This is a genomic window from Phenylobacterium sp. LjRoot97, assembly GCF_964254345.1.
GTDB lineage: Bacteria > Pseudomonadota > Alphaproteobacteria > Caulobacterales > Caulobacteraceae > Phenylobacterium.
Map to the genome: position 1 here is coordinate 2,919,275 of NZ_CAXUTH020000001.1, position 23,173 is coordinate 2,942,447.

Sequence of the window (23,173 nt, forward strand, 5' to 3'; positions counted from 1 at the left end):
CCGCGTATATACGGGCGCGCCTGCTTCGCCGCCAGCGCGCGGCGCCCTCTCAGTACCGGAGCGTGACATGACCAACGGCATCGGCGGCTCGACGGCGCAAGCCGAACTCGCGGACCTCGCGCCCTGGCCTCATCCGGCAGAGATGATCACCCGCCAGGAGCGGCTGGCCCGTATCGCCCGCGCCCGCGAGCTCATGGCCAAGATCGGCGCCCAGGCGCTGATCATCGGGGCCGGCCCCAGCCTGCGTTACTTCACCGGCGTCGCCTGGGGCCCGACCGAGCGGCTGGTGGCGATGGTCCTGCCGCGCGAAGGCGACGTGCGGATGATCTGCCCGCGCTTCGAACTCGGCTCATTGGAGGCCGCGCTCGGCGTCGACGCCGAACTGCTGCTCTGGGATGAGCACGAGAGCCCCTACGAACTGACGGCGCAGGCGCTGAACGGCGCGACGTCGCTGGCCATCGACCCGGCCCTGCCTTTCTTCGTGTTCAACGGCATCGCCAAGGCCGCGCCGGGGCTGACGCTGCTGGACGGCGCGCCGGTGGTCGACGGCTGCCGGATGATCAAGTCGCCGGCCGAGCTGGCCCTGATGTCCCAGGCCAAGGCCATGACCCTGGAGGTCCACCGCCGCGCCGCGCGCATCCTGGCCCCGGGGATCACCACCGGCGAGGTCCGCCGCTTCATCGATCAGGCCCACCGCGCCCTCGGCGCCGACAACGGCTCCTACTTCTGCGCGGTGCAATTTGGCCGGGCCAGCGCCTATCCGCACGGCCTGCCCGGCGAGCAGGCGCTGGAGGACGGCCAGATCGTCCTGATCGACACCGGATGCCAGGTCCAGGGCTACCACTCCGACATCACCCGCACCTACGTGTTCGGCGAGGCCTCGCCCGAGCAGCGCCGCGTCTGGGAGCTGGAGAAGCAGGCCCAGGCCGCCGCCTTCGCCGCCGTGAAGCCGGGCGTCCCCTGCGAGGAGATCGACGCCGTCGCGCGCCGGGTGCTGGCCGCCGCCGGCCTCAGCCCCGACTACGACCTGCCCGGCCTGCCCCACCGCACCGGCCATGGCATCGGCCTGTCGATCCACGAGGCCCCGTATCTGGTCCGCGGCGACAAGACCCCGCTCGCGCCCGGCATGTGCTTCTCCAACGAGCCGATGATCGTGATCCCGGATTCCTTCGGCGTCCGGCTGGAGGATCACTTCCATGTCACCGCCGACGGCGCGGCCTGGTTTACCGCGCCGCAACCCAGCCTAGAGAAGCCGTTCGGCGAAGCTTGAGCATTCGCACCACAACCCTTCCTGGCGACTTGTAATCACAAGTCGTTTGACGCTGCGTAATTTACGGCCTTAGCTCCCAGTTCTGAACGGCCACGCTCGACGATGGCCGTCGACAAGAAGACCCCCGCCATGAACTGGGGGCTAGGGAGGGAAGAATGAGCAAAGCCTTGCTGGCTTCTGCGTCTGCGCTCGCGCTTGTCTGGTCCACGCCCGTCTGGGCCCAGTCCTCGGGCAGCGGAACCGTCATCGAAGAACTGATCGTCACCGCCCAGAAACGGGAAGAGTCCGTGCAGGACGTCCCGATCGCGGTCTCGGCCTTCAGCGAACAGGCCCTGAGGTCCCGCGGCATCGACACCGCCGGCAACCTGGTCCAGTCGGTCCCCAACCTTACCTTCACGCGCCGCGCGCTGCGCACGAACTTCCAGATCCGCGGCGTCGGCGCCCAGCTTGTCTCGACCGGCGGCGACGACGGCGTCGGCATCCACCACAACAACGTGCCGCTGACCTCCAACCGCTTGGCGGACGCCGAATTCTACGACGTCGAGCGGGTCGAGGTGCTGCGCGGCCCGCAGGGCACCCTCTATGGCCGCAACGCCACCGGCGGGGTGGTCAACGTCATCACCAACAAGCCGACCGACGTCTTCGACGCCTCGGTCACCGCCGAGTTCGGCAATTTCAACAGCATCAAGCTGCAGGGCTTCGTGAATGTGCCGCTCGGCGACATGTTCCAGCTGCGCGCCGCCGGCTTCGCCCTGCAACGCGACGGCTACACCGACAACACCCTGAACGGTCAGGACATCGACGACCGCGAGATCTGGGCCGCCCGCGTCACCCTCGGCTTCACGCCGACCGACAACTTCCGCGGCTACATCCTCTGGGACAATTTCTCGGAGGACGACACCCGGGGCGCGCGCAAGCAGCTCTGCCAGAAGGACCTCGGCCTCACCAACGTGCTCGGCGTGCCGACCGGCGCGGCGCAGGCCGCGTTCACCCAGGGCTGCCTGCCGGCCTCGGTCTACGGCGACAACGTCTACGGCACGACCAACCAGCTCTCGACCTTCACCGGCATCATCGCCCGGCAGATCGGCCTGCAGACCACCGACGCCTTCGCCGGCAAGACCATCTCGCGCGACCTGCGCGAGATCGAGGTCTACGGTCGCCCGACCTACCGGCCGCGCACCGACCTCTACGAGCTGAACCTGGAGTGGGACGTCACCCCGCAGCTCACCGCGACCTCGCTGACCAGCTATAACGAGAACGAGAACTACACCCGCGGCGACTCCACGGGCGGCTTCTCCTCGGTGCCGTTCGGGATCACGCCCTTCACGCCGGCCGGCGTTCTGAACGACCCGCAGTTCGGCCTGACCGACCGCCTGATGAGCGAGTCCGGCGGCACCAGCCACAACGAGCAGTGGACCCAGGAACTGCGCCTGCAGTCGAACTTCGAAGGGCCGATCAACTTCAACGTCGGCGGCATCTACATCGACTACGAGGCGACCAGCATCACCTACGTCGCCACCAACGCGGCCACCGCCGCGGTGCGCGTGGTCCAGCCGCTGGCCTATGTCGATCCGCTGCGCGATCCGGACTTCACCGGGCACAACTACTTCATCAGCCTCAGCGAATATAAGCTGGAGTCGAAAGCCGCCTTCGGTGAGCTCTACTGGCAGGCCACCGACGACTTCAAGGTCACGCTCGGCCTGCGCTACACCGACGACAAGAAGTGGACCCGCGGCAGCGGCTCGACCCTGTTCACCCCCGGCCGCGGCCCCAGCTTCACCGCCGACCAGGAGGTGCAGTTCAAGGAGACCACCGGCCGCCTGAACGTCGACTGGTCGCCGGACCTGTCGTTCACCGACGACACCCTGCTCTATGCGTCCTATTCCAAGGGCTACAAGGGCGGCGGCTTCAACCCGCCGGGCGTCGTGGCCCTGGGCCTTAATCCCAGCTACGAGCCAGAGTTCGTCAACGCCTTCGAGGTGGGGGCCAAGAACACCCTGGCCGACGGCCGGCTGCTGCTGAACCTGACCGCGTTCTACTACGACTATCAGGGCTACCAGATCGGCCGCAGCGTGAACCGCTCGGTCTACAACGAGAACATCGACGCCAAGATCTGGGGCGTGGAGATGGAGTCGATCTGGGAGCCGATCGACAATCTGCGGCTCAACGCCAACATCGGCTATCTGAACACCGAGATCGAACAAGGTCAGGTGGTCGACACCTTCAACCGCACCCAGGGCAACTCGGCCTACATCTACGCCAACTCGACCAACGGCGGCTGCATCCTCAACGCCCAGGGCGTGGCCAACCTGCTGCAGGTCCCGGGCGGCTCGACCCTGCTGGCCAACTTCGCCTGCGGCGGCACCGGTTCCGGAACCTCGACGATCCGCGGAAGGCTGCTGGCCGCCGGCGTGCCGGCCGGTACCGCCGATGCGCTCACCAACGCCGTCTACACCTACGGCCCGGGCGTCTCGCGGTTCGCCAACGGAGCCGGCGAAGGGGTGATCCAGGACCTCTCGGGCAACGACCTGCCCAATGCTCCGGAATGGACCGTCTCGCTGGGCGCCCAGTACCGCTGGGAGCTGCCCAACGGCTGGAACGCCACCCTGCGGGGCGACTACTACCGCCAGTCCGAGAGCTACATGCGCTACAACAACGCGTTCTTCGACAACATCGAGGCGTGGGAAAACGTCAACGCCAGCCTGATCGTCGCCAATCCCGACATCGACCTGAGCGTCCAGCTCTTCGTGAAGAACCTGCTCGACGACGACACCATCGTCGGCTTCGACATCAACGACGAGAACCTGGGTGCGACGCGCAGCGTGTTCCTGCTCGATCCTCGGCTCTACGGCATCTCGATCACCAAGGGGTTCTGACGGGAACTCCTGTCATGGCCGAGCTTTAATAGGGGGCGATCCAACAGGGAGACGGCGCATGGGCATCTTCAGCTCGATCATGGACAAGGTTTTTCACCGTAAGAAACCCGAGGCCGCTCCGGCCGCCCCTGCCCCGGCTCCGGCCGCAGCGCCCGCCGCTGCGGCCCCGCCGCCCCCGCCTGAGCCGGTCAATGTCGAGGCCGTGCTCGTCCAGATCGCCGAACTCAAGGGCGGCGGCGGCAACTGGCGCACGTCGATCGTCGACCTGCTGAAGCTGCTCGACCTCGACTCCAGCCTCGACGCCCGCAAGGAGCTGGCGGGCGAGCTCGGCGTCAACGCCGGCCCGCACGGCAGCGCCGAACAGAACATCGCCCTGCAGAAGGCGGTCTGGGACGCCCTGGCCAAGAACGGCGGCGTGGTGCCCGCCAGTCTGCGCGACTGATCATATCGGCGGAGGCGGCAACGGGGCCCAGAGCTCCGGGGCCGCCTCGCGCCAGACCTGCCCCAGCGGCTGCCAGTGACCTTCCAGCCACTCGGACCAGAACACCACCATCGGCAAACGGCCCTCGTCCAGAGCCAGTATCTCGCGCCCGTCTCGCGGCGCGCTCTCCATCGATCGCCAGATCACGTCAGAACCTCGTGTTTGACCGAGGCGCTTCCACTCCAGCGCGGCGACGTCGAGGCCACCGGCTCAGGTATAATTCTCCAAGCGATGAATAGTTCTCGCCCCGGCCGCTAGATGCGGTTCAGCACATCCATCGGCAGGGCTCCGGTCAGCGCCCCCCAGATCGCGATCAGGCCGCCGACCGCGATGGCCACGCCGTAGGGAATGCCGCGGCCGTAGTCGCCGCGCCCCTTCAACGTGAACATGACCAGCGCCCGACGTGGACTGGCGGCCAGGGTGACCACGGCCATCGCCCCGCCGGCCAGGACGGTCGCCAGCGCGAAGAGGTGCAGGTAGCCGAGCCCCGTGAACAGGGCGACGGCCGCGAACAGCTTCACGTCGCCGGCGCCCATCACCCCCAGCAGGTAGAGCACGAAGCCGACCGCAAAGCCGATCCCCGCCGCCGCCAGCCCGGTCCCCAGGCTCGCCCCCCGGTCGGCCAGCGCCCACAGCGCGAACAGCGCCACCACCACGGCCACGGCGGCGTTGGGAATGCGGCGGGCGACGATGTCGCTGACCGCCACGCAGATCAGGACGCCCGACAGCAGCGCCGCCAGGACCATGTGCGCGCTGTCAGCGGACCACATTCGGATTCGGTCCGCTCTGCGCCGCCAGCGCCCGCACCACCTTCAGGTTCTCCGAGGCGCGCCCGTAGTACTCGCTCTTCACTTCCAGCGCCTGGCCCAGCAGGGCTTCGGCCTTCGCGTAGTCGCCGCGCATCCCGGCCGCGAAGCCGGCGTTGTTGAGCATCGCCGCCTGGTCGTCCGGCGCGCCGCCGGCCAGGGCGCGGTCGTAGTCCCCGCGCATCGCCAGCGCCAGGCGCAGGTTGGTCCGCGCCTCGGTCAGCGACGGCCGCTTGCCGAGGGCGGCCACGAAGTCGGCCACCGCCTCGTCGCGGCGGTGCTGCAACAGCCGCGAGTAGCCCCGATTGTTGAGCACCAGGGCGTCGCCGTCCGATGCGCTCATCGCCTGGGCGTAGGCGCTCTCGGCCTTGGTCCACTGGGTGCGGTTGTCGTACTCGCGGCCCAGCGCGTTCCAGGCGCGCCAGGCGCTCGGATCGGCCTCCACCGCCCGCTGCAGCACGGCCACCGCCTCGTCGGAGCGGCCCTGCAGCGACAGGGTGATCCCCTGCCCCTGCAACGCCCTCGCCCGCATCCCCAGGTCGGCTTCGGCGGCGCTGTAGCTCGAGAGCGCCGCATTCAGCCGTCCTCGGCGCAGGTTGAGATCGCCGCCCAACACCTGAAGTCGGGGGTCGCGCGCTCCGGCGACCTGGGCGCTGTCGAGCATGCGTCCGGCGTCGACCAGACGTTGCTCGTCCAGGGCCCGCTGAATCTCGGACACCGCGGCGTCGCTGACCTGGGGCGCGGCCTTGGCGTCACGCCCGAAGATGCCGGCCTGCGCCGGTGTCGCCGCGACGGCGGCAGCGAATAGGAAGATCGCGATCGTCCGCACCTCAGTCTCCTTTCAGGGCTTGGTCGCCGCGCGCGCTCCACGACCAGTTGGCCGCGTCGGCGCCGATCGCCAGCCGGATGCCCTGGCAGTCGTCTTGGCATCGGACCAGGCTGGCCGGCCCCGGCAGCGTGCGTTGCAGGGCCTGGGCGACCAAGGCGTTGCGGTCGCCATAGGTGATGGTCGTGCCGGCCTGCCGCGGGCCGGCCGCTGCGATCTCGTCGACCGACCAGCCGAGCCGGCGCAAGGCCGCCCGCGCGCTCGCCGCGCCGCCGGCGCGCCCGGAGGCGTCGGCCAGCTCCACGGGACGCCCCACCTGGCCTGGGGCCAGCGGCGCGAGCTGGGCCGGCGCGACCATCGCCAGCCGCACCACGGCTGGCCGCGCGGCCAGGGCGGGCTCGACGCGCGCGGCGCGCGGCGCTTCGACCTGCGCCAGCGCATAGCTCGGCGGCGCGGCCAGGCGGGTCTGCAGGCTGGCCGAATAGGCGATGTTGCGGGCGAGCACCGGCGAGCCGGGGTCCAGCCGCTCGGCCTGTTCGTAGTAACGGGCGCTGAGATCGAAGCGGCCGAGCTTGTCGTAGACCACCGCAAAGGCGTTCAGCACCCGCACGTCGTCCGGCTTGGCCGCCCGCGCGCCCTGCAACAGGTCCAGGGCGGTGGCGTAGTCGCGCCGCTCGATCGCCGCGGCGGCGCTGTTGTAGTAGCCGTCCTCCCGCGAGAAGCGGTGGACTTCGCTCAGCTGCACCGCCTTGAAGTCCACCCAGGCGGCGGCGCGAGGGAACAGGGCGCAGCCGGCCAGCCCGGGAACCAGGGCCAGGACCGCGAAGGTTCGGAGCGTGTTCATCGGCGTCCTCATCTTGCTCAGTCCGCGCCCAGGGCCGGCATCAGCGTGCGCACGACGTCGATCGCCGGCGGCAGCAGCAGCGCCACGATGATCACCGGCATGAAGCAGGCGACGATCGGCATGGTCATCAGCACCGGGATGCGCATCGCCTTCTCCTCGGCCTTCATGAACCGGCTCTCGCGCATCTCCGCCGAATAGGTCCGCAGGCTTTGGCCGATGCTGACGCCCAGCAGGTCGGTCTGGATCAGCAGCGCCACGAACGAGCGGATGCTGTCGACGTCGAGCCGCTCGGCCAGCGCGCGCAGGGCCTCCGCCCGGCCGCGTCCGGCGCTCAGCTCGTCCGACAGGCGGCCGAACTCCTCGGCGATGCGTGGATGCGACTCCTTCACCTCGACGGCCACCCGCACGAAGGCCGCCTCCAGGCCAAGGCCCGCCTCGACGCAGACCACCATCAGGTCGAGGGCGTCGGGAAACTCATGTTCGAGCTGCTCGCGGCGCGCGTTGGTGCGATTGTCGAGCACCGCCTTGGGCGTGATCAGCCCCAGGCCGCAGATCACCAGCGGAAAGATGAAGGCTCCGAGCCCAGTCAGCGGCCGTCCGGCCGCCGCCAGCCCGCCGATCAGCAGGATCGGCGCGCCGATGGCCAGCGAGAACCGCGCGATCACGTACCAGATCGGCGCCGACGGCTGGTCGAACCCGGCCAGCGACAAATCCTTGCGCAGCTTCTGGGCGTCCTTGGCCTGGCCGCCGGCGGTCGCCGACTGCACCCAGAGCAGGACCGGGTTGCGAACCTTCTCGTCGCGCAGCACCGAGCCTTCGGCTAGGTGCGGGCCGCTGACCTCCTCGCGCCCCAGTCGCCGGCGCACGGTCAGCTGGGCCCCGAGCGCGCGCTGGGCCATGTTGACCACCGCGAACACCGCCAGGAAAGTGAAGGCTTGGATCGCCAGATCGAACCACTGAGCCATCGTCGTCGCCTCAGTATTTGAAGTTGATGATGCGATGCACCATCGCCCAGCCGATCAGGTAGATGACCGCCGTCAGCAGCACGACGGGCCAGAAGATCGGGTCGGAAAACTTGTCGGAATAGACCGTGGGCCGGAACACCAGCTGCACGCCGATCAGCAGCACAGGCAGCACGCTCAGCAGCACCGCCGAGGCGCGCCCCTCGCTCGCCAGCGCCCGCACCCGCTTGCCCAGCGAGTGACGCCCGCGCATGACCGAGGCCAATCCTTCGAGGATCTCGGCCAGATTGCCGCCGGTCTCGGACTGGATGGCCACGCTCACGGCGAAGAAGTGGCTGGCCGGCGATCCGGTGCGGCGGGCGAAGTTGGCCAGCGCCTCCTTGAAATCGACGCCATAGGTCGTCTCGTCGACGATCAGCCCGAACTCCGACCCGACCGGGTCGCCCATCTCGTCCGAGGCCAGCTGGACGGCCGAGATCACCGGGTGCCCGGCGCGCACCGCCCGGTTGACCACGTCCAGCGCCGACGGCAGCTGCTCCTCGATCTTCTTGATCCGCGCCGCGCGCAGGCGCCGAACCCAGAGCGACACGGCGAGCACGGCGAGCACGCAGGCGCCCGCCATCGAGATCGCGCCGCTGACCAGCAGGCTCGGCCCGGCGCCCGAGCTCGCGACGCTCAGCCCCACCAGCCACAGCGCCGCGGCGAGACCGGCGGTGATCGCCGCCAGCCGCGCCGGCGACATCAGCAGCCCTGCCTGGCGCAGGTACCGCTCCAGCCAGTCGTAGAATTCCGCGATCCGCCCCGCGCTGCGCGCGCCCGGCGGCTTGCGGACCAGCGCGCTGAAGATCTCCTCCCGGCTCATGCCGGATTCCATCATCGTCAGCCGTCGGTTGACCCGCTTGTTTCGGTCCCCAGCCGAGAAGACCACTCGCGCGATCGCCTGCACCAGCACGACGACGGCGACGAACGCCAGGACGTAGATGATCGGATTGGTCATCTAGACCGACCTCCTCCCTGCCGAGAACTCGATGGACGGCAGCTCGACCCCGCGCGCGACCAGCACGTCGATGAAGCGAGGGCGAACCCCGGTGGTCTCGAACTCGCCGGCGACTCCGCCGGCGGCGCCGCGGCCCTGCCGGCGGAAGCGGAAGATCTCCTGCAGAGAGATCACGTCCTCCTCCATGCCGACCACCTCGCTGATCGACACCACCCGGCGGCGGCCGTCGTCCATGCGCTCGGCCTGGATCACGACATTGATCGCCGACGCGATCTGCTGACGGATCGAGCGCGGCGAGATCTCCAGCCCGGCCATGCCGATCATCTGCTCGACGCGCGACAGCGCATCTCGCGGACTGTTGGCGTGGACCGTGGTCATCGACCCGTCGTGGCCGGTGTTCATCGCCTGCAGCATGTCGAAGGCCTCGCCAGCGCGCACTTCGCCGACGATGATCCGGTCGGGCCGCATCCGGAGGGCGTTGCGGACCAGCTCGCGCTGGGTGATCTCCCCCCTGCCCTCGATATTGGCGGGACGGGTCTCCAGGCGACCGACGTGCGGCTGCTGCAGCTGCAGTTCGGCCGAGTCCTCGATGGTGACGATCCGCTCGTCGTGGGCGATGAACGCCGACAGCGCGTTGAGCAGCGTCGTCTTGCCCGACCCGGTGCCGCCGGAGATCAGCACGTTGCGATGCGACTGGACGACGGACCGCAGCAGCGCGGCCATGTCGCCCGAGACGCTGCCCAGCTCGATCAAGCGGTCGATATGGATCGGGCTCTTGGCGAACTTACGGATCGAGACCAGCGGCCCATCGACCGCCAGCGGCGGGATGATCGCGTTGACGCGGCTGCCGTCAGCCAGGCGGGCGTCCACCATCGGCTGGGATTCATCCACCCGCCGACCGACTGCGGCGACGATCTTGTTGATGATCCGCACCAGATGGCGCGTGTCCTGGAACCGCACGTCAGTCGGCTCCAGCCGGCCGAAGCGCTCCACATAGACGGTGCTGTGGGTGTTGATCAGGATGTCGCTGACGCTCTCGTCCTTCAGCAGCGGCTCCAGGGGACCCAGGCCCAGCAGTTCGTCCAGCACGTCTTCGATCAGCTGGTCGGTCTGGCTCAGGTTGAGGATGCGCTTTTCGTCGGCGAGCAGCGAGCTGACCGCGCCGCGGATCTCCAGGCGCAGGCTCTCGCGCGGCGTCTTGTCCAGCAGGCTGAGATTCAGCAGCTCCAGCAGCCGTTGGTGGATCCGCACCTTGAGCGCGGTCGCGCCTTCGATCGGCGTCGGCTGCGGGGTTCCGACGGCGGCGGCTTCGGTCGTGGCGGCAGGTTTCCAGAGCATCCGATCACCCTCTCAGCCAGCCGCCCGCGACGGGCGGCGCCAATGCGGCCAGCTTGCCGGCCAGTTCGCCGACGGCCTTTTCCAGCTTGGTGCCCTTGCGCACCGAGGACAGCTCCACGCCCTCGTTGATCGCCGCGGTCATCGTCTTGCCGTCGTCGGGGATGACCACGTCGAACTCGCGCCCGATGGCGCGCTCGGCGGCCTTCACCGACACCAGCGCGGTCTGGTCGGCGGTCAGGCCGTTGCAGACCAGGGTCAGGGGCCGCCCCTCCAACCCCTGGGCGGTCAGCACACGCAGCTGGCGCTTGACCAGCTGGACGTGCGGCACGCTCATCTGGGTGACCAGGACGATGCGGTCGGCCTGATGCAGCACCTGGTTGGTCCACGCCGTCCAAACCGACGGAAGGTCGACCAGCACCAGTCCGAAGTCGCGGCGCAGGCCGCTCAGCAACGCCTCGACGTGCTCGGGCGTCAGCATCTCCAGCGCGACGATCTCGCGCGGCGCGGCCAGAACCCGCGCGCCCGAGCGGTGCCGGGCCAGGGCGGTGGCGAACGGCGTCTCCGCCAGGTTCGCGCCCGAGCTCATGCAGTCGGCCAGGGTGATCGCTTCGGGCAGGTCGAGATAGAGCGCGGCGGCGCCGAACTGGAGGTCCAGGTCCGCCAGGCACACCTCGACCGAACCGCGCGCGGCGACGGTGGCGGCGGCCTGCACGGCCAGCGCGCTTGCGCCGACCCCGCCGCCGGCCTTCAGGAAGGCGACGACCTCGCCCTTGGGCCGGCCCGGGGACGCAGGCGTCTCGCGCAGCGTCAGCAGGCGCTCGAGGCTGAGCGCCAGGGCCGGTTCGCTGATCGGATGGGGCAGAACGTCGGCCGCACCGGCCCGCACCAGCCGCCGGGTCGTGGTCACATCGGCGTCGTGCAGCGCGATCACCACGCTGGTCTGCGGCGCGCTCGCCGACAGCCGGCGCATCCCGGCCTCGACCGCCTCCGCCGAGCCGCCTTCCAGGCTGACCACGAACACGTCCAGGCCGGGCGGCGGCTCGGGCCAGCCGCCGGGCAGCGGCTCGAACACGACATGCGGGAACTGCGCGGCGATCGATGCGAAGCGCTCAGGCCCGCCGATCGCGCCGTCGGCCACCCCGACGCGCCGTCCGCGGACCGCCGCCCCGACGTCGGCGCCCGCTCCGAAACCTCGCAAGATCTTTGGCATGTCCACCATCTGGCTCAGACCTGTCCTTCGCCTCCGCCTTGCGGCGCCGGCTACTTGGCCTCCATGCCGACCGAAGCTGCGGTGGTGAGCGACGAAGCGGTGGCGACCGGCTCGATGACCTTGCCGGTGCGATAGCGCTCCTGCGCCGAAGCGACCCGCGAGCCGTTCGATCCGGGCGCCGGATCGCCGGTGTAGACCGCGTTAGGGTTGGCGATCTGTCCGACCGCGGCGGCGCGGATCGCGTAGCCGAAGTCGCCGCTCAGGTGCGGTTGGGTCTGGACGCAGCCGGCCAGTCCGGCGGCGACGACGACGAGAGCGAAGGTCTGACGTGCGCGCATCGGGGCGCTCCTAGTAAAGGACATGGCCATGCGGTCCCTCGATCCCGCCGCGGGCTGGATCGGCGCTCATCAGGGCGCGGTCTTCGGGGCGCATCCACGGCCCCGCCGCCTGCGAGGCGCCGAACAGGAACAGCTCGAAGTCGGAGGGCGGGACGAAGGTGTCGCCGGGCGCGGCGATGCGGCCCTTGCGCGGCGTGACCAGGTGCGGCGTCACGACGATGACCAGTTCGGTCTCTTCGCGCTTGTAGCCGTTCGACCGGAACAGCGCGCCAAGCACCGGCATGTCGCCGACGAACGGGAATTGCCGCAGCTGGTTCTCGTAGTCTTCCTTGAGCAGGCCCGCGACCATGAAGGACTCGCCGTCGCGCAGCTCGACCGTGGTCTTGGCGCGGCGCACCTTGATGCCCGGGATCTTGATCAGCCCCATCTCGACCGACACCGTCGGGTCGATGCTCGACACCTCCGGATTGACCACCAGGTTGATCAGCCCGTCCTGCAGCAGGGTCGGGGTGAAGGCCAGCGACACCCCGAACTGCTTGAATTCGACGGTGATGGTCGGAGCCACATCGCCTGCCGCGGAGGATTGCGCCACCGGAATGGGGAATTCGCCGCCGGCCAGGAAGCTGGCGGTGTCGCCCGACATCGCCACCAGGTTCGGCTCGGCCAGGGTCTTGGTCAGGCCGCGCGTCTCCAGGGCGTCGAGCAGGATCTCGAGATTGCCGTTGTAGAGCGCGGCCACGGCGCCGAAGCTGTCGATCAGCCGCCCGCCGTTCTTGACGATGGTGTCGCCGGTGAAAACCGCCATGAACGGATCGTCGCCCGAGCGGCTGGCGCCGCTCGGCGGGCCGTCGGCCGGGTCCCAGTCGCTGCGGTTGACGTTGACCTTCAGGCCCTTGGCCGTGGCGCGGTTCATCTCGACGAAGCGCACCGACAGCATGATCTGCTGGGTGCCCTCGACGCCGAGCATGTTGACCACCTTGGTCGGGGCGTAGGTTTCGGCCAGGGCAACCACCTGTCCCAGCGCCGCCGGGCTGCTGACCGTGCCGGACAGCACCACCGACTGGTTGGCCGGGCGCACGGCGATGCCGCGCTCGTTCGGGAGCAGTTCGTGCAGCCGCCGCTTCAGGCCGTCGATGTCGGCCGAAACCACGATGTTGGCCGCCGAGATCAGCCGCTTGCCCGGTCCGTAGACGGTCAGGCCCGTAGCCCCCGCCTTCTTGCCCACCACATAGATCGAGCGGTTGCTGAGCGGCAGGACGTCGGCGATCTCCGGGTTGGCGACCATGACATCGACATAGGTTCCCGGCAGCTCGATGACCTGCGACTTGCCGGCCGGCACCTCGACCTCGACGGCGCCCGCCGGGTCGAAGGCGCTCTGGGCCCACGCGCTCGGCGCGGCGGCCAGAGCCATGCTCGCGGCCATCAGGGCCGCAGCCAGTCGTTTTGAGTTGGTTCTCATCTTCATCCCCCCTCACGCCGCCCTGCGGCTGGGAATTCCGAAACCGGCCTTCAGAAGGCCCTGACCGAATATCCGGCCGTCTCCACCCCGCGCGTCACGCGCACCTCGGTCATGCCGGCGTCGCCCTTGCGGACCGCGGCCCGTTTGACCGGCGCGGCCTTGCGCGCGCCCGGTCCGGCCAGGTCGCCGACGCTGGTCACCTTCTTGGTCAGCGACGCGATGTCGGCCGACTGGCGCAGCGACAGGCTGACCTCTCCGACCGACTGGCCGAGCGAGATCGTCTGCGCCTGGTCCGGCGTGACCTCGACGGTCACCGCCTTGGCGACCTGCGGCTTGTCGGCGTCCTGGTCGCTCATCTGGTCGACGCCCAGCACCAGGCTGTTCTCGGCCAGCACCTGGGTGACCGTGGTCTCGCCGTCGCCCTTGCCGACCGTCCGGGTCAGCAGGATGTCGACATGGTCGCCGGGCAGGACGAAGCCCCCCACCCCGGCGACGTCGCTGGAACGCACGCTCACCGCGCGCATCCCCGGCGTCAACGCGCCCGAAAGGTTGGTCTTGCCTTCGCTGCCGCTCAGCTTGGCGGCCAGCACCGGCTCGTTGGCGATCATCGAACGGACGGCCGTGCGCTTGGGCGCGTCCTTGCCGATCAGCAGCTCCGCCGACTTGAAGGATCCCGCCGGCACCGCATTGCTCGGATAGTTGACGGTCTTGAGCATGGCCGGCTTCAGCTCGACCCCGCGCTCGATGGGAACCATCGCCACCACCACCGGCGTCATCGCCGCCATCTGGGCGGCTGCCGGCTTCTGGGAGGTCATCACCCCCCGGACCAGCAGGACTGCGATCAGGCCAAGCAAAACCGCGACTGTGAGCGATGCGAGCGTACGTAGAGACATAGGCGGCCTTCCGTAGATAGCTGCTCTATCGGGGTGCGGGCTTCGCAAGCTCCGCGGGGAATTTCATCAAGTTTGACTGGGCTCGCGGCCTGCCACGCCACGATCGCGAGCCCAGTCCAAGTTTTTATCCGATTGGATGCGCGTCGATCGCGTCGGCAGCGCCCGTGAGCGCATCGCCAATCGAACCCCCGAGCGTAACCGCGGCGGCAGCAATAGCCGAACCGACGATCGCCAGGATCAGAACATACTCGGCGGCCGAGGCGCCGGACTCGTCTTTGAGGAATGCAACAAACTTGGACATGTTTAGCCTCCCACTCATTGGACGACAGGCCGCGCCACCATGGCTGCGGCAGGGATCGGTTGAAGTTTGGGGACCCCCTGCGCTTCCACCTGTGGAAAACTAATCCACAGGCTTAACCAACTGTAAACCTAAATACATGGTTAACAGGTCCGTTTTTTAAGAACTCATTACTTTATTCGTGCGGGAAACGCACAACCCTCGATCCATTTTCTAATGTTATTGAATGTTAAAATTTCAGGGATCGACCCGTGACTGGCGCCTCGACGAACTGGCTTTTCCCCACTGGCGTGCAGCCGCGCCCAGGCGGCCTGCCCTGGCGCGCGAACACCTCAACTCAGCGATGTTTTTGAGAACCGCTTCGCGCTCAACCTAGAGAGAGGTGCGTAAATTCAGTAATCGCGCGCCGACGTCTTCAATCGACTCGAAAAAAGTGAGCGGAGACGGATCGGAGACACGCCTCGACGCAGCACTTCACTGGCGCACCAGCCCGCCAGCACCGTCGCGGCCAGCAGCTCGGCGAGCGCCACGACCTCCACGACGGGGGTCGCCGGACGCACCAGCAGCATGAACGGCGTGAACGGCGGCACGAAAGTCAGCCACGCCGTCTTCTCCCCTGCGCCCCCCGCGGCCGCCATCGTCGTGAAGAACGCCACCAGCAGCACCGCGAACATCGGCCGGGCCAGGTTCTGGGCGTCGGCGCTGTCGCGCGCCATCACCCCGGCGGCGACGGTGAGGAAGCCGTAGAAGCCGAACGCCAGCAGGTAGATCACCGCGGCCCGCGCCAGCAGCAGCGGATCGGCGAACGCCGCCAGCGCCGCCGTCGCCGGCCCCGGATGCAACAACGCCGCGGCGGCCGGCGCCGACAGCCAGACGCCGATCACCACGACCGACACCGCCCCGACCCCGAGCACCTTGCCCAGCACCACGTCGAGCGGCCGGGCCGCCGACATCAGGATCTCCAGCGCCCGGTTGGCCCGCTCGCGGACCACCGCCTGCAGCAGCATCCCCAGCGAACCGACCAGCGTCACCCACAGCAGCATGACCAGCGCAAATCGCGACAGGTCGGCGGTCTCGCGCTGCGGGGCCGGCGCAGCGGCCGAAACCGCCTGGCCCTCGCCGCGCAGGATCTCGAGCACCTGCGCTCGCGCGGCCGGCGACAGCGGGAAATCGTCGCTGAACCGGGCTTCCCAGCCGCCGGCCTCAGCCGTGACCACCAACTGCTCCTGGGCCGGCGGCGGCGTCCGCGCCGCCAGCAGCGCCCCGCCGGTCAGCAGCGGGCCGATGGCCAGCGCCACCCAGAAGCTGGCCGTGGTCACATAGGCGCGGAACTCGCGGCCGGCGATGAGCCAGATCGGATGGTTCATGCGACCTTGCGCTCCTCGCGCGCCGGCGGCGGCTCGGAGGCCAGCCGCCAGAAGGCGCCTTCCAGATCCGACTTGATCGGCTCGAACGCGAAGATCGGCACGGACTGGTCGGCCAGGGCCCGCATCAGCGCCGGGTGCGTCACCTCGGCCGGCAAGGTCACGCGCCAGCGCGCGGCCTCCCCCATTCGCGAGGCCATCGGCACAAGGCTTCCGCCGACCGCCGCGACGGCCCGCGCCAGTCCGGCGTCGTCCGACGTCACCACCACTGCCCCATGCGGCGAGGCCGCGGCGGCCTCGGCGACCGCGCCCTCGAACACCGTGCGGCCGCCGGCCAGGATCACCACCTCGTCGCACAGGCTTTCGGCCGCGTTCATCGCGTGGGTCGAGAACAGGATCGCCCCGCCGCCGGCCCGGAACTCAGAAAACAGCGAATGCACCTCGCCCTGGGCGATGGGATCAAGGCCCGAGAACGGCTCGTCGAGGATCAGCAGGTCCGGCCCGTGCGCCAGCGCGCAGAGCAGCTGCACCCGCTGGGCGTTGCCCTTCGACAGCTCGCCGACCCGCGCGCGGCGGCGGTCGGCCAGGCCGATGCGCTCCAGCAGCCGATCGGCGGCCTGGAAGGCGGCCGCCTTCTCCAGCCCCTTCAGCCGCGCATGAAAGGCGATGACGTCGCGCGCCCGCTCGCGGGGAAACAGGCCGCGCTCCTCGGGCAGGAAGCCGACCCGCCGCCGCGCGTTGCGGTCGGCCGGTCCGCCGAACATCTCGATCTGGCCCGCATCGGGCTCGAGCAGTCCAAGGATACAGCGAAGCGTCGTGCTCTTGCCCGCGCCGTTGACGCCGATGAAACCCGTGATGCTGCCGGCCGCCAGCCGCATGGAGACGTCGACGACCCCTCCCCCGCCTGCGAAACGCTTGGCGAGCGCATCGACGCGCAAGGCGGCGGCCCCAGTCTGCATGAGACCCAGGCTCGCCTGGGGCGATTAATCTTTTGCTAACGCTGCTGACTGCGGCCATGCTCACGCGATGACTACAGCGTCCTGGAGGGCCGAAGGTGTCCCGTTTCAAGCGACTGGCGCCGTACTTCCTCGTCGGCCCGATCAGCGGGCCGCTGCTGGCCGGCGTGGTGATCAATTTCCGCGAAGGCCGGCCGGTGCTCGGATCGCTCTACGCGATCGCCCTGGTCCAGTACACGCTGCTGCTGCCCACCCTCACCGCAAAGCTCGGTCTCAACCTGATCTGACCGGAGACGTGGTCAGGTCGCCGGATAGCAAGCCTGCGACGACAGCGTGAACGTCGTCGAGGTAAGCCCCGTGGTGAATACGTAAGGCACAGTGCCGACCACCTGATTGCCGCAGGTCGGGGTGGTGGCCGCGAAGTTCGGAACGCCCGGCCCCTTATAGCGCGCCCGGGCATAGGTGTTGATCGTGGCGTTGTTGGTGCAGGTGGTCTTCTTCACCGCATAGCAACGCGCCGCGTCCTCGGCCGCATAGTTCAGGTTCGCGACCGTATAGACCATGAGGCTCAGATTGATCGCCCCGATGGTCAACAGGATCGTCGGCACCAGGATCAATACGAACTCGACCGCAGAGGATCCCGCCTCGTCACGCCGCAGCTTACCTATCAGGGTCCGCACCACGCCCATCAGTTCAGCCTCATCCAGGCGGTCTTGGTGATCGGCGTGGTCAGCAGGCTGGCGATCGAGGCCTGAGCGAAAATCGGCTCGTAGGGATAGGTCACCGTGACCCGCACATAGTCGCCCGGCGCCGTGGTCGATCCGCTGAACTGCCCGGCGCAGGTGAACGGGTTGGGCTTGGCCGGCGCCGATCCCAGCGTGCCCGCCGTGCCGACCAGGGTCAGCGCGCCGGCGCTGTTGACGCAGTAGTAGCCCTCGGCCGGGCTCCCGGCCGCCACCGTCACTGTCGAGCCGAGGCTTGTCGACTGCACCGCCGTCTGGATGGTCGCGGCCAGCCCCGTGCAGTTGGTCACCGCCGGCAGCTTCGCGCTCCGATCGCACGAGCGCCAGACCGCATGCGTCCCGGCCTGGGCGGCGGTTTCCACCTGCATCTTCTTGAAGACATAGACGCCCAGGTCGACGGCGTTGATCAGCGGCAGGATCAGCAGCGACAGCCACAGCACGAACTCGGCCGCCGCCGCGCCGGCGTCGTCCCGCCAGAACCCGGCGGCTTTCTGTCCGCGCGCGCTCATTGGACCAGCGCCGTTCGCGTCGCGTCCGCGCCGGTCGGGGGCTTCAGCCCCGCCTGCGGACACTCGGTCTGCTTTTCCAGGAAGGTCGTCGTGCCGTTGGAGAGGAAAGTGTCGACGACCAGAGCGAAACAATTGTGGCCGTTGCTGGCCTTATTGACGATCCCGCTCACCGTCACGGCCGCTTTCGGCAGGTAGATTAGGCCGGTGACATTCCAGGTAGGGCTGCTGCCCGCCGCCGACCAGTTGACGCCCGAAGTCAGCGCCGGATCCTGATAGATCGCCACGCCCGACCAGTTTCCCGAAGTCGGCGCGGCGATATCAAGCGTGCCGCTGCCAGTTGGGATGTAGCTCGGACTCAATCCCGAAATGCCGGTCGGCCCGGTGAAAATGATAGTCAGGCCCGACCCGGGGGCCGTCTTCAGCGTGAAGTTGCCAACGTTCAAGCTTCCGTTCCGGATCACCATGACGCTGCCACCCGGAGGCGTTGTGACCGTCACGTCGCCCTTCAGATTGACGTTGCCGCAGTACGGCGGCGGCGACGCAGGCAACGTAATGTTGCCCGAAAGCGGGTTGCTGGCGGTCGTCTGCGGATAGCTATTTCTGTTGGAAGGGTTTGAGCATTGTTGCGTCGGAATGTTCGACGCAAGCCCGGTATAGGGATCGTCCTTATGGGCGACGCCTGTCGTCCCCGTACCGCCAGCAGCACAATTGCTCTGACTTCCACCCGCGTCGGAGCCGTCCGCGTTCAGATTTCCGCCATTGCAGCGCGCCCTGCCGTTGGTCGCCACCCGGCACCCGGACAGGTCAGCCTTGGAACAGCCATTGCAGCGGATACCGTCGGTGTTGACCCCGCCCGAGGCCAGGGCCAGCAGGCAGTAAGTGTCCTTGGTCTTCGGCGATGCCACGGCTGACGCCTGCACCGTCTGCGCCGGTCCCGCGTCGGTTGTCGCGTCGCCCTGGAAGCCGACGATCCGGGTCAGGTTAATCGGCATCTTCCGCTCGATCGTCACCCGATAGCAGTTCGAACCGGTCAGCGGCGCCGGACAGGTCGCATTGTTGACCGCGGTCACCGTCGTATCGGCCGTGCCGTCGACATAGCCGAACCGGCTGGCCACCGACCTGGCTTCGACATTGTAGTAAGGGGTCCGGGCGGCGACGCAGGTCGCCTGGGTCGCATCGCAGCCATTGGTCGCCGCGGCCAGGACCGCGGCGTCGGCCGCGGCCTGCATCGAGCGCTGGGCGAAGAACCAGCTGGAGGCCTCGGTGGCCATGCCCAGCATGCCGACCAGCGGAATGATCATCAGGGTCAGCATCGGACTGACGCTGCCGCGACGCTCCACGGCCAGGCCGGACAGCCGCGCCAGCAGCCTCCGCGTCACATCCTGTAATGGCTTGCAGACTCCGCCCATGACAGACAGCCCACCTGCTGGGCGTCGCTCCGAGCGCGACGCCGGAGCTCAATAGAAGTCCAACTCGCAGATCAATTCAATAGTCGAACACCCAATACGGGAATCTACCGCATATCTTCAAACACAGAGCGAACCCGAATTTCTTAACACAAATCTTAATATCCACATTTACTGGAAAGTACGCAGCGAACTCCTCAATCCAGGCTCAGCCGATACCCTAGCCCGGCCTCGGCGATCAGGAACCGCGGCGCGGCTCCGTCCGGCTCGATCTTGCGCCGGACCTGCCAGGCCAGCACCCGCACGTTCATGTAGTCGGCGTCGGTCCCGCGGCCCCAGATCGCCTCGATGATCGCGTCATGGGTCACGACCTCGCCGTGCGCTTCCATCAGCAGCGCCAGCAGCTCGGTCTCCTTGCGCGACAGCCGCACCGAGGCGCCGTCGACCGTCGCGCGCCGCACCGCGACATCGACATGCAGGCCCTTCGCCGTCGGCTTGCTGGCCGGCGCCGGCTGCGGGATGCGCAGCGCCACGCGGATGCGGGCCATGAGCTCGCCCATGTCGAACGGCTTGGCGACATAGTCGTTGGCGCCGAGGTCCAGGGCCGCGATCTTCTCGCGCTCCGAGCCGCGGGCCGACACCACCAGGAACGGGGCTCGGGTGATCGCGCGCGCCTGGGCGATCACCTCCTTGCCGTCCATGTCCGGCAGGCCGAGATCCAGCAGCACCACCCCGAACTCGTTGCGCACCAGCTGTTCCAGCGCCTCGAGTCCGGACCTGGCCGTGGTCACCATGTAGCCGGCCTGGGTCAGCGTCGAGCGGAGCATCCTTTGCAGTTGCTCCTCGTCCTCGACGATCAGAATGCTTGCTGCGCTCATGGCGCTTCCCCTTTTGTCGCTGGCAGACTGACGCTGATCACCAGCCCGCCCTCCCCGTCCGACCGGTTCTGCGCCCGGACCGAACCACCCAGCATCTCGACCAGGCTGCGCGTGATGTAGAGCCCGAGCCCCAGGCCCGGCGCCGCCGTGCCCTGGCCGCGGAAGAACCGGCCGAAGATCCGGTCCTCCGCGCCGGGCGCCACGCCGCACCCTTGGTCGGTGAATTCGAGGATCACCGCCTCGCCCTCGCGCCGCGCGCGCACGCCGACCATCGAGCCTTCGGCGCTGAACTTGATGGCGTTCTCGAGGATGTTGCCGATCACCTGGGCCAGCAGGGCGGGGTCGGCCGTGACGCTCGCCTCGCCGACCTCCACATGCAGGAACCGCCGCGCGCCGCCGGCCTCGCCGAACGTCTCCCAGACGTCGTAGAGCAGCGGCTCCAGCGCCACCTCGGTCGGGTTGACGTCGATCGCGCCGGACTCCAGCCGCGCCACGCTGAGGAAGTTCTCGACATAGCGGTTCAGCCGGTTGGCCTGCTCCTTGATGATCAGCAGCAGCTCACGCCGCGCCTCGCGGTCGTGCTGCTCGGGCAGGTTCAGGATGCTGGTCGCCGAGCCGAGGATGCCCGCCAGCGGCGAGCGGAAATGGTGCGAGACCGCGTCGAGCAGGATCGTGCGCAGTTGCTCGGTGCGGGCCCGGAACTCCATCTCGGACTTCTCGACCCCCAGCCGCGCCCGCACGATCGCCGAGGCGCCGAGATCGACCACCGCGGCGGCGACCTCGTCGAACTCGCCGCTGCGGCCTTCACGGGCTCCAGGCAGCCAGCGCACCGCGCCCACCACCCGGCCGTCCGACGTCAGCGCCCGCTCGCGCCAGCGCCCGGTCGCAGCCGACGGCGTCCGCCGGCCGTCGTCCGGCGTGCTCAGCGCCGCGCCGCCGGCCTCGTCGACCAGTTCGACCGCCCCGCCCCCAGTGACCTTGACCAGGCTCTCGAGCAGGATCTGGCGCACGCTCGCCTCGTCGGCGCCGGCCGCGAACTCGCGGCTCGCCGCGGTCAGGCCCTCGACCGCGCGCCGCTCGCGCTGCAGACGATCGGCCAGATGCCCTGCGCCCCATCCGAAGGCCGCGTACATCAGCAGGTCGAACGCGACCATCGCGCCGCCGGCCTGGCCCGCCTGCGACGGCGGAAACGCCAGCACCGCCAGCACCGTCAGCACCCCGCCGGCCAGGCCCAGGCTGGCCCCCAGCGAAGCGCCGGCGAGCAACACCGCGCCGGTCAGGATCAGTTGGATCGCGCCCGCGCCCAGGGCGTCGCCTGTCACCCGCGCCAGCGCCCAGCCGGCGCCGACGATCAGGGCGCAGACGCCCGTGCGGGCGATATTCTCCAGCACCTCGGCGGCCGAGAGGCGTTCGCCGCCGACGCTGCGCATGAATTGGCCGAGCGCGGTGTCCGAGACGTGCGCCGACAGCCGCCCGCCCGCCGCGATCAGCGCCCGCGCAGCGCTTTCGCGCCGCCGCGCCACGTCGGCATAAAGCCCCGCGGCGACCACCGCCGCGCAGAGCAGCCCGAACAGCATGCCGTCCTGCGACAACCATCCCTGCGGCAGCGGGGTCTGGGCCAGCAGATGCAGCCCCGCCAACGCCGCCGCGCCCGCCGCCAGCCCGTAGACCAGCCCTAGGGCCGCGGCCACCACCAGCACCCCGGCCAGCAGCACCGCGCTCAGGCGTTCGAGATGAAAGTCGTTGATCAGCGCCAGGTCGACGACGGCGGCCCCGACCAGGACCAGAAGGAACGCGGCGAGGTATGCCGCTCCCTCATGGCCGATCAGGCGCCCACCTGAGGGTCGCGTCTGCCCGACATCCTGGCGCCCGACGGGCATGAACACATCCCTGCACTGTTGCGGCTGGAAGCATCACCCTTCGATTACTTCAATGATCGTAAGCACATAAATGCAGATCGAATAAGCCCTTTCGCCAAACAGGCGTTGTGGCGCCGCTCGCGCCGGGCCCGGAACCTGCTATCGTCCGCCGACGCCAGGATCAGGAGCCTCCCCCATGAGCCCGCCCGCGGTTCCGCCCCGCCACTATCCGACCGCCAGCGCCAAATGCGCCGACCTCGTCGTGCACGTCGTCGGCTTGACCCTCGCCCTGGTCGGCGGGATCGTGCTGCTCACCCTGGCGGTGCGCGCACAGTCGCTCAGCATGGCGTTCGCGGTCGGCATCTACGCCCTGGGCCTGCTGGCCATGCTTGGCTTTTCGACCGCCTACAACTTCGCCAAGCCGCGCTTTCGGCCGGCGCTGCGGCGGCTCGATCATGCCGGGATCTTCCTGATGATCGCCGGCTCCTACACGCCGTTCACGACCCAGACCCTGACCGGCGCGTGGGCCTGGGGGATGACCGCGGCGGTGTGGTCGGTCGCCGCCTTCGGCGCGCTCGGCAAGGTGCTGCTGCCCGGCATCGGACGCCGGGTCTGGGTCGCGGCCTATCTGCTGCTCGGCTGGATCGTCCTGGTCGCGCTCAAGCCCCTGCTCGCCAACGCCACCAGCCTGACGATGCTGCTGCTGGCGATCGGCGGGCTGCTCTATTCGAGCGGCGTCGCCTTCTATCTCAACAAGCAGCTACGCTACGCGCGGGCGATCTGGCACGGCCATGTCGTGGTCGGCGCCGGCGTCCACTGGGCCGCGGTGCTGCTCGGCGTCGTGCTGACCGCCCGCTAGG

General features: G+C 69.0%; 24 protein-coding genes. 5 read left to right on the forward strand and 19 right to left on the reverse strand.

Features of this window, described 5'->3' with window-relative positions:
• Nucleotides 1–67 precede the first annotated feature (67 nt).
• The 3 genes from ACSQ2H_RS14505 to ACSQ2H_RS14515 all read left to right on the forward strand — a co-directional run bounded on the left by ACSQ2H_RS14505 (nucleotide 68) and on the right by ACSQ2H_RS14515 (nucleotide 4,588).
• Nucleotides 68–1,270: a M24 family metallopeptidase gene (locus ACSQ2H_RS14505; RefSeq protein WP_436062093.1), complete on the forward strand. Its 1,203-nt coding sequence runs from the start codon at nucleotides 68–70 to the stop codon at nucleotides 1,268–1,270.
• Nucleotides 1,271–1,425: 155 nt separating this feature from the next.
• Nucleotides 1,426–4,146, forward strand: a complete 2,721-nt coding sequence (locus ACSQ2H_RS14510; RefSeq protein WP_436062094.1) for a TonB-dependent receptor — start codon at nucleotides 1,426–1,428, stop codon at nucleotides 4,144–4,146.
• A 58-nt stretch (nucleotides 4,147–4,204) separates the two neighbouring features.
• Entirely contained in the window at nucleotides 4,205–4,588 is a 384-nt protein-coding gene (locus ACSQ2H_RS14515; RefSeq protein ID WP_183773907.1) for a DUF3597 family protein, read from the forward strand.
• Here ACSQ2H_RS14515 and ACSQ2H_RS14520 read toward each other — a convergent pair whose 3' ends face one another.
• The 14 genes from ACSQ2H_RS14520 to ACSQ2H_RS14585 all read right to left on the reverse strand — a co-directional run bounded on the left by ACSQ2H_RS14520 (nucleotide 4,589) and on the right by ACSQ2H_RS14585 (nucleotide 16,921).
• On the reverse strand, nucleotides 4,589–4,774 hold the full coding sequence (locus ACSQ2H_RS14520) for a hypothetical protein (RefSeq protein WP_436062095.1): 186 nt from the start codon (nucleotides 4,772–4,774) through the stop codon (nucleotides 4,589–4,591).
• A 107-nt stretch (nucleotides 4,775–4,881) separates the two neighbouring features.
• Nucleotides 4,882–5,397 carry an A24 family peptidase gene (locus ACSQ2H_RS14525; protein WP_436062096.1) on the reverse strand — a complete coding sequence of 172 codons (516 nt, stop codon included), beginning with the start codon at nucleotides 5,395–5,397 and terminating at the stop codon, nucleotides 4,882–4,884.
• Entirely contained in the window at nucleotides 5,384–6,262 is an 879-nt protein-coding gene (locus ACSQ2H_RS14530; RefSeq protein WP_436062097.1) for a tetratricopeptide repeat protein, read from the reverse strand. Before ACSQ2H_RS14530 ends, ACSQ2H_RS14525 begins: the two co-directional genes overlap by 14 nt.
• Nucleotide 6,263: 1 nt before the next feature.
• Nucleotides 6,264–7,103 (reverse strand): LytR C-terminal domain-containing protein, encoded by an 840-nt coding sequence (locus ACSQ2H_RS14535; protein WP_436062098.1) that lies wholly within the window; start codon nucleotides 7,101–7,103, stop codon nucleotides 6,264–6,266.
• 17 nt (nucleotides 7,104–7,120) lie between these two features.
• Nucleotides 7,121–8,068 (reverse strand): type II secretion system F family protein, encoded by a 948-nt coding sequence (locus ACSQ2H_RS14540; protein ID WP_436062099.1) that lies wholly within the window; start codon nucleotides 8,066–8,068, stop codon nucleotides 7,121–7,123.
• Between the two features lie 10 nt (nucleotides 8,069–8,078).
• Nucleotides 8,079–9,062, reverse strand: a complete 984-nt coding sequence (locus ACSQ2H_RS14545) for a type II secretion system F family protein (protein WP_436062100.1) — start codon at nucleotides 9,060–9,062, stop codon at nucleotides 8,079–8,081.
• Nucleotides 9,063–10,400 (reverse strand): CpaF family protein, encoded by a 1,338-nt coding sequence (locus ACSQ2H_RS14550; protein ID WP_436062101.1) that lies wholly within the window; start codon nucleotides 10,398–10,400, stop codon nucleotides 9,063–9,065. It lies immediately after the preceding gene.
• Nucleotides 10,401–10,404: 4 nt separating this feature from the next.
• On the reverse strand, nucleotides 10,405–11,610 hold the full coding sequence (locus tag ACSQ2H_RS14555; RefSeq protein ID WP_436062102.1) for an AAA family ATPase: 1,206 nt from the start codon (nucleotides 11,608–11,610) through the stop codon (nucleotides 10,405–10,407).
• Between the two features lie 50 nt (nucleotides 11,611–11,660).
• Nucleotides 11,661–11,948: a hypothetical protein gene (locus ACSQ2H_RS14560; RefSeq protein ID WP_436062103.1), complete on the reverse strand. Its 288-nt coding sequence runs from the start codon at nucleotides 11,946–11,948 to the stop codon at nucleotides 11,661–11,663.
• Nucleotides 11,949–11,958: 10 nt separating this feature from the next.
• Nucleotides 11,959–13,413, reverse strand: coding sequence for a type II and III secretion system protein family protein (locus ACSQ2H_RS14565; RefSeq protein WP_436062104.1), 1,455 nt, complete (start codon nucleotides 13,411–13,413; stop codon nucleotides 11,959–11,961).
• A gap of 44 nt (nucleotides 13,414–13,457) precedes the next feature.
• Entirely contained in the window at nucleotides 13,458–14,300 is an 843-nt protein-coding gene (gene cpaB, locus ACSQ2H_RS14570) for a Flp pilus assembly protein CpaB (protein WP_436062105.1), read from the reverse strand.
• Between the two features lie 124 nt (nucleotides 14,301–14,424).
• Nucleotides 14,425–14,601, reverse strand: a complete 177-nt coding sequence (locus ACSQ2H_RS14575) for a Flp family type IVb pilin (RefSeq protein WP_436062106.1) — start codon at nucleotides 14,599–14,601, stop codon at nucleotides 14,425–14,427.
• Between the two features lie 389 nt (nucleotides 14,602–14,990).
• Nucleotides 14,991–15,965 (reverse strand): ABC transporter permease, encoded by a 975-nt coding sequence (locus ACSQ2H_RS14580; protein WP_436062107.1) that lies wholly within the window; start codon nucleotides 15,963–15,965, stop codon nucleotides 14,991–14,993.
• Complete coding sequence (locus ACSQ2H_RS14585) at nucleotides 15,962–16,921, reverse strand: ABC transporter ATP-binding protein (protein ID WP_436062108.1); 960 nt, start codon at nucleotides 16,919–16,921, stop codon at nucleotides 15,962–15,964. The genes ACSQ2H_RS14580 and ACSQ2H_RS14585 overlap by 4 nt, the downstream gene beginning before the upstream one ends.
• Before the next feature lie 95 nt (nucleotides 16,922–17,016).
• Between ACSQ2H_RS14585 and ACSQ2H_RS14590 the strand changes: the two genes are divergently transcribed.
• On the forward strand, nucleotides 17,017–17,205 hold the full coding sequence (locus ACSQ2H_RS14590; RefSeq protein ID WP_436062109.1) for a hypothetical protein: 189 nt from the start codon (nucleotides 17,017–17,019) through the stop codon (nucleotides 17,203–17,205).
• A gap of 12 nt (nucleotides 17,206–17,217) precedes the next feature.
• Here the strand turns inward: ACSQ2H_RS14590 and ACSQ2H_RS14595 are convergent, their stop codons facing one another.
• From ACSQ2H_RS14595 to ACSQ2H_RS14615, 5 genes are all read right to left on the reverse strand, one after another.
• A complete protein-coding gene (locus ACSQ2H_RS14595) occupies nucleotides 17,218–17,601 on the reverse strand; it encodes a TadE/TadG family type IV pilus assembly protein (protein WP_436062110.1) in 384 nt (127 codons plus the stop codon).
• 5 nt (nucleotides 17,602–17,606) lie between these two features.
• Nucleotides 17,607–18,170: a TadE/TadG family type IV pilus assembly protein gene (locus ACSQ2H_RS14600; RefSeq protein WP_436062111.1), complete on the reverse strand. Its 564-nt coding sequence runs from the start codon at nucleotides 18,168–18,170 to the stop codon at nucleotides 17,607–17,609.
• Nucleotides 18,167–19,579 (reverse strand): pilus assembly protein TadG-related protein, encoded by a 1,413-nt coding sequence (locus ACSQ2H_RS14605; RefSeq protein ID WP_436062112.1) that lies wholly within the window; start codon nucleotides 19,577–19,579, stop codon nucleotides 18,167–18,169. Before ACSQ2H_RS14605 ends, ACSQ2H_RS14600 begins: the two co-directional genes overlap by 4 nt.
• Before the next feature lie 194 nt (nucleotides 19,580–19,773).
• Nucleotides 19,774–20,454: a response regulator transcription factor gene (locus tag ACSQ2H_RS14610; protein ID WP_436062113.1), complete on the reverse strand. Its 681-nt coding sequence runs from the start codon at nucleotides 20,452–20,454 to the stop codon at nucleotides 19,774–19,776.
• Nucleotides 20,451–22,334, reverse strand: coding sequence for an ATP-binding protein (locus ACSQ2H_RS14615; protein ID WP_436062114.1), 1,884 nt, complete (start codon nucleotides 22,332–22,334; stop codon nucleotides 20,451–20,453). The genes ACSQ2H_RS14610 and ACSQ2H_RS14615 overlap by 4 nt, the downstream gene beginning before the upstream one ends.
• 175 nt (nucleotides 22,335–22,509) lie before the next feature.
• Here ACSQ2H_RS14615 and trhA point away from each other — a divergent pair, with 175 nt between their 5' ends.
• A complete protein-coding gene (gene trhA / locus ACSQ2H_RS14620) occupies nucleotides 22,510–23,172 on the forward strand; it encodes a PAQR family membrane homeostasis protein TrhA (protein ID WP_436062115.1) in 663 nt (220 codons plus the stop codon).
• Nucleotide 23,173 lies beyond the last annotated feature (1 nt).